Here is an 11,719-nt window from a genome sequence, read left to right on the forward strand (position 1 = left end):
ATCTAGAAACCTAACAATCTAACAATCCAAAATGAAAATAGCTGTTGTTATATTGAATTGGAATGGTGTAAAACTTTTAGAACAGTTTTTGCCTTCTGTAATTCAATTTTCGCCTGAAGCAACTATATACGTTGCTGATAATGCCTCGACTGATGAGTCAGTAGCATTTGTAAAAAATAATTTTCCCACCGTTAAAGTAGTTCAAAATAAAATCAATCAAGGATTTGCCGGAGGTTATAATGATGCATTACAACATATAGATGCTGAAATTTATGCATTGGTTAATTCAGACATTGAGGTTACCGAAAATTGGTTAAAACCCATATTAGAAACTTTTGATTCAAATCCTAAAACAGCGATTATACAACCAAAGATTTTGGATTTTAAACAAAAAGACTATTTCGAATACGCAGGTGCTGCTGGTGGATTCATCGATAAGTTTGGCTATCCATTTTGCAGAGGTCGTATTTTTGATACTTTAGAAAAAGACAATAGACAATATAATGATACAACTGAAATATTTTGGGCTTCTGGTGCTTGTTTTTTTATTCGAAGCGAAGTTTATAAAGAATTGAAAGGTTTTGATGAAGATTTTTTTGCTCATCAAGAAGAAATTGATTTATGTTGGCGTGCAATCAATAGAGGATATAGCATTAAATACAATTCAGAATCAATTGTTTACCACGTGGGAGGCGCAACTTTGCAAAAGGCAAATTCTCAAAAAACATTTCTTAATTTCAGAAATTCATTACTGATGTTAACAAAAAATTTACCACAAAAAAACCTTATTCAAGTACTTTTCATCAGACTAATGTTAGATGGGATTGCTGGAGTTAAATTTGTGTTTTCGAGTCAATTCTCTCATTGTTGGGCAATTATACGCGCACATTTTTCTTTTTATAGTCTATTTTTTAAAAATTATAAAAAAAGAGAAAAAAATCAAATGAAAATATACTTTAAAACTAAAAGCATCGTTTATGGTTATTATGTAAAAAGTGGCACAGTTTTTGGTAACTACATTTAACAATAATTTACATTTAAAATTAACATTTAAAAACTAACTTTGTAAAACACACGTTTAATTAAATTTGGAATCTATGAAAAAAATAATGATTACTTTATCCGCTTTAGCACTACTAACTTCTTGCGTATCTAAAAAACAATATGCGGCCTTAGAAGCTAAAAACAAGGAGACACAAGATTTATTAAATACTTGTACTGTAAAATTAAATTCTTGTTTAGAAGAAAAAGCTGGTCTTAAAGCAACTGTAGATGGCTTGAAAGAAACTAATCAACATTTGATTTCTACTTCAAAAGACATGACTATCTTGTCTACTAAAGGAGCCGAAAATATTGAAAAAGCTTTAGAATCTATCAAAGAAAAAGATTTGAAAATTAGCAGAATGCAAGACGCTTTAACCAAAAAAGACAGCGTTACTCTTGCAGTTGTTACTAGTTTAAAATCTGTAGTTGGATTAGATGACAAAGACATCGAAATCAACGTTGATAAAGGTGTAGTTTTTATCTCTATCTCTGATAAAATGTTATTTAAAAGTGGTAGTTATGAAGTAAGCGATAAAGCAAAAGGAGTTTTAGCTAAAGTTGCTAAAGTTGTAAACGATAAGCCAGATTTTGAATGTATGGTTGAAGGTCATACTGATACTGATGTGTTAAAAGGAAATTCTTGTTTAATTGACAACTGGGATTTGAGTGTTAAACGTTCAACAGCAATTATCCGTATTTTATCTGGTGATCTAGGAGTAAATCCAGCTCAATTAATTGCAGCAGGTAGAAGCTCTTTTGTACCTTTGGTACCAAATGATTCTCCAGAAAACAAAGCTAAAAACAGAAGAACTCGTATCTATGTAATGCCAAAAATTGATCAGTTCTACGATATGGTTGAAAAAGAGATGAAAAAACCATCTACAACAACTACAACTGCTCCAGTTCAAAAATAATTGATTTATTATAATTTGAAAAACGCTTCGATAGTATCGAAGCGTTTTTTTTTCGCCCCTATATTCTACATATATTTTTTATCAAAAAATGATATAGAACAGCAGATTAAATCCACTTAAGATTTTTAATTTAAGAAGTAATAAGTTTGAATTCTTCTAGGCGACATTCCAAGTTCAGTGATTAAATAAAATCAGCCGTATTCAAATCCCAATTCAATTCAGTTCGATACCATAATTGACCTTGAGAAACCTCTAAGGGACAATTGTAGTTATTAGTATATAACGCTCCTGTTCCTAATCCTTGAGGCATTATATTGTTGAGCAAAAAAGTCCATTGTGCAATTGCGTTAAGCCCAATATTACTTTCTAAAGCAGAAGTTATCCACCAGCCAATATTATATTTTTCAGCTAATGAAATCCATTCTTGAGTCCCTCTAAATCCACCTACAAAACTAGGCTTCAAAATGATATATTGTGGTTTGATTTTTTGGAGTAAAACTTCTTTTTCTTCGGTTGAAAACACACCAATCAGTTCTTCATCTAGAGCAATTGGAAATGGAGTGGTTCTACACAGCTCTGACATAGTGTCAGTGTTATTTTTTTGAATAGGTTGCTCAATACTATGTAACTCAAATTCAGATAATTGGTTTAATTTATATAAAGCTTCACTTAGAGAAAAAGCACCGTTTGCATCGACTCTTATTTCTACTTGTTCAGGAGTAAAATACTGTCGAATATATCGCAATAATTGTAGTTCTTTATCAAAATCTATAGCCCCAATTTTAAGTTTAATACACTTGTATCCATTGGCTAATTTTTCTTCGATTTGTTGCTTCATAAAAGCTTCTTCTCCCATCCAAACTAAACCATTTATTTCAATGCTTTTTTTACCTTTTGTGAAGTCAGAAGGAAATAGCAAAAAAGGATTTTCACTGATCAAAGACTGGAAAGCCATTTCGATTCCAAACTGTATGGATGGAAATTCTAACAATGCTTCCCAAAGTTTATCTTTCCCGAGATGAATATTAGAACAACTCCAATGCAATTTTTCTTCATAGTCTGCACGATCATCAATACTTAAACCTCTCAAAATACCACATTCCCCTATTCCTTTTTTACCATTTTCTTCTAAAACAATAAACCATGTTTCTTTTTCAATCATTACCCCTCGAGAAGTTCCAGAAGGTCGTTTGAAATTTAAAATGTATTTATGATAGGTTGCCTGCATTATTTTAAATTTTTAAATAAGTATGAAATTGAAACAAATTATTAACTGGTTAGCATAAACATAGACTTACTTGGCTTATATATTTAAAATTACTCTTTAATCAATTTCAATACACGTTCAAAATCTTCGTTTTGAATTCCTGCTTTTTGGAAAGCCTTGAAATCCTGTTCGGTTTTTTGAATCCAACTCAAACTGTCAGTTACATTTTGATTTTTGTATTTCGCATAGATTTTTTTAGCTTCTTTATAATTATCATTCAACAAATAAGCATGAGCTAAATTTAGTTTAATTAGCAACTCCGTATTATCTAGCTTTTCTCCATCTTGAAGGTATTTTAATGCTTTTCCGTATTGTTTAGTCAAAAGATAGCAGCTCCCAATAGTATTATAATCTAAGACTGTAGCCTTACCATTATTTATAATTACCGTTAATTTCTCAATTGCAGCACCATACTTATTGTTTTTTATCAAAACAGAAGCTTCTTTACGCAAATCAGTAGAAGTAGTCACAGAAGTATTGGTTTCACTTAAACAAACATCACCAGCGTCTTTAAAAACTTTAGAACGTTCCATCGGCAACAGCTTTTGAAACTCCTGAAATTTGTATTTGGTTTGAATTTTATCCAATACACAAACACAAAAACTATCAGAATTGCTCATTTTTTGAGCCAGATTGGAAGTTTTACATTGGTCAATTATGAATTTTCGATTCTCTAGACTCCATCCTCGGCTTAATTTTTTATCTATCCAAGGCACAACTTCAAGAATGATTTTTTGGTTCATTATCCAATTTTTGCTTTCAAAACCAAACCACAAAGAACCATTATCATTACTTAAACAGCTTGATTTATCTACAGATAGTCGTTTTGCATCTTTACTAACAAGTTCATTTTGAATCAAACACGATTCGAGTGTTTTTCCTGAATCTTTGTACTGAGCAGCCAAATCTTCTTTTGAGAAAATAGCATACGTGCATTTATCATCTCCAGATATTTTTGACAAAACGAAAACAGCACCTGCAGAACCCTGACTAATTCCAGTTTGATCTGGGATTGATTTTAAAACAGAAACCAAACTACCTGCTAATTGTTGATTTTCATCTAGAAGAGTGATTCTGTAAACAATTTCGGTAGTTCCTACTGGCAAATCATCGATTTTAACAACAATACGATCTCGGGCAGAAACCTTAATTTCTTTAGATGTTGATCGCTCTTTGTCCCAATAACCGTCTTGTTGTGCGAATGTATTTGTTGTAAATAGAAATGTTATTAATAAAAGAAATGGTTTAATCATTATAACAATTGATCTGAGTTAAAATAAATGATCTTAAAATTCGGGATGCCCTAGCCCTGATGGAAGTGGAAATCCTTGTTGGCCGGGGTTCGGCCAACAAGATTGAAACGAACAGCAGGAAATAGCTCCTTATATTAAAGTTCAATAAAGCTACCTATTTCTAACAACATTAAGTCTTTTCCTTTATCGAAGAATTTCTTGATAGCTTCCTCGTGATTAATCTCGATATATCCAAAGGTGTCGAAATGATATCCTAATACTTTATCACAATCTACAAAATCAGAAGCAATTATAGCGTCTTCTACATCCATAGTGAAATTATCTCCAATTGGAAAAATTGCTAAATCGAGTTTAGTTCTCATTGGAATCAATTTCATATCCATCGTTAGTGCTGTATCACCAGCAATATAAATATTTTTATGTTCTCCTTCGATTACAAAACCGCCAGGATTTCCGCCAGGAGTACCATCAGGAAAAGTACTCGAGTGAATTGCATTTACATATTTCACTTTTCCAAAATCGAAATTCCAGCTTCCGCCGTGATTCATTGGGTGTGATTGAAACCCTTTTTCTCCATAATAAGTGGCAATTTCTGCATTGGAAACAATCACTGCATTGGTTCTTTTTGCAATAGATTCAACATCAAGAATATGATCACCATGGGCGTGTGTCAATAAAATATAATCAGCTTTTAAGCTATTAATATCAATATGAGATGCTTTCGGATTAGCCGAAATATAGGGATCAACAAGAATATGTTTGCCACTTACTTCAATTCCTAAAGAGGCGTGACCGTAGAATGTTATTTTCATCTTTTTTGGCTTGTGATTATTAAACTTTATAAGTGTTTTTTGAAATCTATAATGACTTTTGAATTATCTACCTCCCAAGAAAACGTTTACAACGATATCTGAAATTAATGAAATCATACAAATTGACAACAATATAGAAAGCAAAAAGGTACTTAACGCAACTTTTTTTAATTCTGGATCGAGTAATTTTGGATCTTGATTTTTGGATACTGTGATTAAATGCTTTATCAGCGGAATATATGCTAACAAAAACAAATATTGATCAAAATGAAAATCACTTATTATAGCAAAAATCACAACCGAAATCATAGCACCTATAATTAGAAAAAAGTGATATTTTTTAGCATTTGCTGCTCCTATCTTTACAACTAAAGTATTTTTACCTGCTTTAGTATCAGAAGCTTCATCACGCATGTTATTCAAATTCAAAACTCCAACACTTAATAATCCTATTGCAATAGCTGGCAAAATAATAGCCACCTCCAATTGTTTAGAATATAAAAAGTTGACACCTATAGTACTAACCAGCCCAAAGAAAACAAAAACAAAAACATCTCCATAGCCTCTATATCCATAGGCAGATTTTCCAACAGTATAACGAATAGCAGAAGCAATAGCCAATATTCCTAATATCAGATAAAACAGAGAATAAACAAGATTACTTTCTCCGAACGCAACATAAATCAAGAATATTGCAGATGTCAAAGTTAGTATAGAAGTTACTACTAAAGCTTTTTTCATCGCCTCAGGTGTTATTACACCGCTTTGAATAGCTCTCTTTGGTCCAACTCTATCTTCATTATCAGTTCCTTTGATTCCATCACCATAATCATTAGCAAAATTAGAAAGTACCTGCAACCCTAAAGTAGTTAATAATGCAAAACCAAAAATTGCCCAACTAAAAACTTCTGTTGGAGTCTCAATATTATCTGTAGGTCTTAATGCATACATACTACCCACAATAATTCCCGAAACGGATAATGGTAATGTTCTTAATCTTGCAGCTTCAATCCAATGTTTCATTATTTTTTTTATTCGTTAAAATTGTTTGAGTTATTTACTAATTCTTTTAACCTTTTTTTAGGGTAACCACTTTTTCTCAAAATTTGGTTTACGTTTTTCAAGAAAAGCATTTCTACCCTCTTTAGCCTCTTCTGTCATATAGGCTAATCTAGTAGCTTCACCAGCAAATACTTGCTGTCCAACCATACCATCATCAGTAAGATTCATAGCAAATTTCAGCATTTTAATAGACGTTGGTGATTTTGCTAAAATCTCCTGTGCCCATTCATAAGCAGTATCTTCTAATTCAGCATGTGGAATAACGGCATTAACCATTCCCATATCCATTGCCTCTTGAGCAGAATAATTTCTACCTAAAAAGAAAATTTCACGTGCTTTTTTCTGCCCAACCATTTTGGCAAGATAAGCAGATCCATATCCACCATCGAAACTAGTTACGTCTGCATCTGTTTGTTTAAAAATAGCGTGCTCTTTACTTGCCAAAGTCATATCGCAAACAACATGCAAACTATGCCCTCCTCCAACAGCCCAACCTGGAACCACAGCAATAACGACTTTAGGCATAAAACGAATCAAACGCTGTACTTCAAGAATATTCAAACGATGTTGTCCGTCTTCTCCAACATACCCTTGATGTCCACGAGCGTTTTGATCTCCTCCACTACAAAATGAATACACCCCATCCTTTGACGACGGTCCTTCTGCCGATAGTAAAACAACTCCTATAGAAGTGTCCTCTTGCGCATCATAAAAAGCCTGATACAATTCAGATGTTGTCTTAGGTCTAAAAGCATTACGTACATCGGGTCTATTAAATGCAATTCTAGCAACACCATTACATTTTTTATAAGTAATATCTTCGAATTCTCTAGCGGTAATCCAATCCATTCTATTCACTTTTAAATTATTTTACTGTAAAAATAAACCATTTTTTTCACATTTCTAAAGCATCAAAAGAATTAAAACAGTATATCTAAGCAATAATATAAACCAAGAAATTCTCTGATAATTTCTTAGCTAAAATGCACTGTGCGTGCCGCAATTACATAAAACAATTAACTTATAATCAAGTTTATTTTCAATTTTTATATAACCTTTTGTGATGCAAGCGTAAGTTTGGTAACTTTTTCAATCGCTCACAAAATATTATTAGCTTTAGTATTAATGATGTTTTTTATAAGATTTTCAATAATTATTTTGACAAATATGTTATTTTAACCAAATATATTATATATTTCAACAAAATAGACAATATAACATATTTATTCTTAAAATATCTAGATTTATCAAACTTATACTTTGCTTTCCTAAAAACCGCTAAAAAATGAAAAATATTTCATCAGTAGAAATTAAATTCATGAACTTTTAAAAAACAATAATTACATTGTGAATAATCATTTAGTGAAAAAATTAAAGCTTTTGAAGTCGATTTAAAAATAACAACTATAATAAATCTTATAAACAAAAAAACTCCATTTAGTTTTATCTAAATGAAGTTTTTTATTGTACTCAGAGCGGGACTTGAACCCGCACGAACATTGCTGTTCACTGGATTTTAAGTCCAGCGTGTCTACCAATTTCACCATCCGAGCATTAAAGTGGTGCCTCCAGGGATCGAACCAGGGACACATGGATTTTCAGTCCATTGCTCTACCATCTGAGCTAAGGCACCAAAATTCTTTAATTTTGGTATAAAAAACCCTGTTTCATATTGAAACAGGGTTTTTATAAAAAAAGGCAGCGACATACTCTCCCACATAACTGCAGTACCATCTGCGCAGGCGGGCTTAACTACTCTGTTCGGGATGGGAAGAGGTGAGCCCCGCCGCAATAACCACCTTAAGGTTGTTAGTTGCTTTGCACAACTTTTTAATTAATAATCGATCATTAACCATTAATAATTAAAACAATATCTTAACATACTGAGATAAAGAATATAAAAGTATTTTATTAGAAAGTTTCTCCCCCCGATTTGCATCGGGGGAAAAGGGTGTACATAAGCTTACGGATTATTAGTACTACTCGACTATGACATTACTGCCTTTACATCTATAGCCTATCAACGTGGTCATCTCCCACGATCCTTAAAAGAAATCTCATCTTGTGGTGGGTTTCGCGCTTATATGCTTTCAGCGCTTATCCCTTCCCAACGTAGCTACTCTGCGGTGCCCCTGGCGGGACAACAGATACACTAGAGGTTAGTCCAATTCGGTCCTCTCGTACTAGAATCAGATCCACTCAAATTTCTTGCGCCCACAGTAGATAGAGACCGAACTGTCTCACGACGTTCTGAACCCAGCTCGCGTGCCACTTTAATGGGCGAACAGCCCAACCCTTGGGACCTTCTCCAGCCCCAGGATGTGACGAGCCGACATCGAGGTGCCAAACCCCCCCGTCGATATGAGCTCTTGGGGGAGATCAGCCTGTTATCCCCGGCGTACCTTTTATCCTTTGAGCGATGGCCCTTCCATGCGGAACCACCGGATCACTATGCTCTACTTTCGTACCTGATCGACCTGTATGTCTCTCAGTCAAGCTCCCTTATGCCATTGCACTCTACGCACGGTTACCAAGCGTACTGAGGGAACCTTTAGAAGCCTCCGTTACTCTTTTGGAGGCGACCACCCCAGTCAAACTACCCACCAAGCAATGTCCCCCACAAAATGGGGTTAGGCCTCAGATAAACAAAGGGTTGTATTTCAACAATGACTCCACAACGCCTAGCGACGCCACTTCACAGTCTCCAACCTATCCTACACATCATTTATCCAAGGTCAATACTAAGCTATAGTAAAGGTGCACAGGGTCTTTTCGTCCCACTGCGGGTAAACGGCATCTTCACCGTTACTACAATTTCACCGAGCTCATGGCTGAGACAGTGTCCAGATCGTTACACCATTCGTGCAGGTCGGAACTTACCCGACAAGGAATTTCGCTACCTTAGGACCGTTATAGTTACGGCCGCCGTTTACTGGGGCTTCAATTCAATGCTTCTCCGAAGATAACATCTCCTCTTAACCTTCCAGCACCGGGCAGGTGTCAGGCCCTATACTTCATCTTACGATTTTGCAGAGCCCTGTGTTTTTGATAAACAGTCGCCTGGACCTCTTCACTGCGGCCCCGATTACTCGGGGCGACCCTTCTCCCGAAGTTACGGGTCTATTTTGCCTAATTCCTTAGCCATGAATCTCTCGAGCACCTTAGGATTCTCTCCTCGACTACCTGTGTCGGTTTGCGGTACGGGTACTAATTACCTGAAGTTTAGAGGTTTTTCTTGGAAGCCCTTAGGCGCACTATCTCTTTGTCCGAAGACTCCGAGTACTATCGTATTTCCCCAAGCCGCGTGGATTTGCCTGCGCAGCTTATAGGTAGGTACTTCAACGAACTATTCCGTCAGTTCGCGGCGCTTTCATCACTCCGTCACCCCATCACAGTAATTAGTAGTACGGGAATATTAACCCGTGGTCCATCGACTGTCCCTTTCGGGTTCGCCTTAGGTCCCGACTAACCCACAGCTGATTAGCATAGCTGTGGAAACCTTAGTCTTTCGGTGTGCGGGTTTCTCGCCCGCATTATCGTTACTTATGCCTACATTTTCTTTTCTAACCAGTCCAGCATGCTTTACAACACACCTTCAACCCTGTTAGAATGCTCCCCTACCACTTGTAATAAATTACAAATCCATAGCTTCGGTAATATGTTTATGCCCGATTATTATCCATGCTCGTCCGCTCGACTAGTGAGCTGTTACGCACTCTTTAAATGAATGGCTGCTTCCAAGCCAACATCCTAGCTGTCTGGGCAGACAAACCTCGTTCTTTCAACTTAACATATATTTGGGGACCTTAGCTGATGGTCTGGGTTCTTTCCCTCTCGGACTTGGACCTTAGCACCCAAGCCCTCACTGCATAAAAACATTATATAGCATTCGGAGTTTGTCAGGAATTGGTAGGCGGTGAAGCCCCCGCATCCAATCAGTAGCTCTACCTCTATATAACTTATAATATGCGCTGCACCTAAATGCATTTCGGGGAGTACGAGCTATTTCCGAGTTTGATTGGCCTTTCACCCCTACCCACAGGTCATCCGAAGACTTTTCAACGTCAACCGGTTCGGACCTCCACACTGTGTTACCAGCGCTTCATCCTGCCCATGGGTAGATCACACGGTTTCGCGTCTAACACTACTGACTAAAGCGCCCTATTCAGACTCGCTTTCGCTACGGATCCATGGCTTAACCATTTATCCTTGCCAGCAACGTTAACTCGTAGGCTCATTATGCAAAAGGCACGCCGTCACCCCACAAAAGGGCTCCGACCGCTTGTAAGCGTATGGTTTCAGGATCTATTTCACTCCGTTATTCACGGTTCTTTTCACCTTTCCCTCACGGTACTGGTTCACTATCGGTCTCTCAGGAGTATTTAGCCTTAGCGGATGGTCCCGCCAAATTCAGACAGGGTTTCACGTGCCCCGCCCTACTCAGGATACCACTATCTATTACATCCCTTACCAATACGAGGCTATCACTCTCTTTGGCGCTACTTTCCAGTAACTTCTTGTTCAGTTTGCATAAAATGTCGTGGTCCTACAACCCCAACATTGCCGTAACAACATTGGTTTGGGCTAATCCGCGTTCGCTCGCCACTACTTACGGAATCACTTTTGTTTTCTTCTCCTCCGCCTACTTAGATGTTTCAGTTCAGCGGGTTTGCCCACCTATCGGTGTACTATGTCTTCAACATAGTGGGTTGCCCCATTCAGGTATTTACGGATCGTATCGTGTGTGCCAATCCCCGTAACTTTTCGCAGCTTATCACGCCTTTCATCGCCTCTGAGAGCCAAGGCATCCCCCATACGCCCTTATTTTGCTTATTGTACCAATCATAAATTAATATGACCGTTTTTTTTTGTCTTTTACTATAAATAGTAAAAAACGCTTTCTACTTTTATTATTTCTTATCTCAATATGTCAATGAACTTTTATTTAGTCGAATCTCAAAAGTCGAAAGTCGTCAAGTGAATCACTTTGAACTTTATGACTTTAGACTTTATGACTAAAATCGTGGAGAATAACGGAGTCGAACCGTTGACCTCCTGCGTGCAAGGCAGGCGCTCTAGCCAGCTGAGCTAATCCCCCAATTTAATTATGAATTGTGAATTATGAATTATGAATCTTGTTTCATAACCTCTCAACTCTAGAATTTCCTTTTTATTAAGCTTAAATAGTTGTCTCGGACAGACTCGAACTGTCGACCCCTACATTATCAGTGTAGTACTCTAACCAGCTGAGCTACGAGACACTCTTTATTCTTAAATTGTAACAGTCGTTGCAATGCAACGTCTATACATTTATTCTTTTTTTTTAAATTAACAGCAAGAGTAATATAATCTTTAATTTGTAACCCA

General features: G+C 36.3%; 7 protein-coding genes, 4 tRNA genes and 2 rRNA genes. 2 read left to right on the forward strand and 11 right to left on the reverse strand.

Features of this window, described 5'->3' with window-relative positions:
• Nucleotides 1-31 precede the first annotated feature (31 nt).
• Nucleotides 32-1,024, forward strand: a complete 993-nt coding sequence (locus ACUN3A_RS00005; protein WP_445549297.1) for a glycosyltransferase family 2 protein — start codon at nucleotides 32-34, stop codon at nucleotides 1,022-1,024.
• Nucleotides 1,025-1,097: 73 nt separating this feature from the next.
• Nucleotides 1,098-1,958: an OmpA/MotB family protein gene (locus ACUN3A_RS00010; RefSeq protein ID WP_445549298.1), complete on the forward strand. Its 861-nt coding sequence runs from the start codon at nucleotides 1,098-1,100 to the stop codon at nucleotides 1,956-1,958.
• A gap of 181 nt (nucleotides 1,959-2,139) precedes the next feature.
• Here the strand turns inward: ACUN3A_RS00010 and ACUN3A_RS00015 are convergent, their stop codons facing one another.
• The 11 genes from ACUN3A_RS00015 to ACUN3A_RS00065 form a co-directional block, all read right to left on the reverse strand.
• Nucleotides 2,140-3,186 carry an o-succinylbenzoate synthase gene (locus ACUN3A_RS00015; RefSeq protein WP_445549299.1) on the reverse strand — a complete coding sequence of 349 codons (1,047 nt, stop codon included), beginning with the start codon at nucleotides 3,184-3,186 and terminating at the stop codon, nucleotides 2,140-2,142.
• 89 nt (nucleotides 3,187-3,275) lie between these two features.
• The gene (locus ACUN3A_RS00020) at nucleotides 3,276-4,478 is read right to left on the reverse strand and encodes a tetratricopeptide repeat protein (RefSeq protein WP_445549300.1); all 1,203 of its coding nucleotides are present in this window, start codon (nucleotides 4,476-4,478) and stop codon (nucleotides 3,276-3,278) included.
• Nucleotides 4,479-4,612: 134 nt separating this feature from the next.
• Entirely contained in the window at nucleotides 4,613-5,290 is a 678-nt protein-coding gene (locus tag ACUN3A_RS00025; RefSeq protein ID WP_445549301.1) for a metal-dependent hydrolase, read from the reverse strand.
• Nucleotides 5,291-5,353: 63 nt separating this feature from the next.
• The gene (gene menA / locus ACUN3A_RS00030; protein ID WP_445549302.1) at nucleotides 5,354-6,313 is read right to left on the reverse strand and encodes a 1,4-dihydroxy-2-naphthoate octaprenyltransferase; all 960 of its coding nucleotides are present in this window, start codon (nucleotides 6,311-6,313) and stop codon (nucleotides 5,354-5,356) included.
• 57 nt (nucleotides 6,314-6,370) lie between these two features.
• Nucleotides 6,371-7,201, reverse strand: a complete 831-nt coding sequence (locus tag ACUN3A_RS00035; RefSeq protein WP_445549303.1) for a 1,4-dihydroxy-2-naphthoyl-CoA synthase — start codon at nucleotides 7,199-7,201, stop codon at nucleotides 6,371-6,373.
• 618 nt (nucleotides 7,202-7,819) lie between these two features.
• A tRNA-Leu gene (locus ACUN3A_RS00040) sits at nucleotides 7,820-7,905 on the reverse strand.
• Nucleotides 7,906-7,912: 7 nt separating this feature from the next.
• Nucleotides 7,913-7,985, reverse strand: a tRNA-Phe gene (locus ACUN3A_RS00045).
• Nucleotides 7,986-8,045: 60 nt separating this feature from the next.
• Nucleotides 8,046-8,155: ribosomal RNA gene (gene rrf, locus ACUN3A_RS00050) — 5S ribosomal RNA — on the reverse strand.
• Between the two features lie 150 nt (nucleotides 8,156-8,305).
• Nucleotides 8,306-11,188 (reverse strand): 23S ribosomal RNA (locus tag ACUN3A_RS00055).
• Between the two features lie 188 nt (nucleotides 11,189-11,376).
• Nucleotides 11,377-11,450, reverse strand: a tRNA-Ala gene (locus ACUN3A_RS00060).
• Between the two features lie 89 nt (nucleotides 11,451-11,539).
• Nucleotides 11,540-11,613, reverse strand: a tRNA-Ile gene (locus tag ACUN3A_RS00065).
• Between the last annotated feature and the right edge of the window lie 106 nt (nucleotides 11,614-11,719).

The organism is Flavobacterium sp. WC2509 (assembly GCF_052683105.1).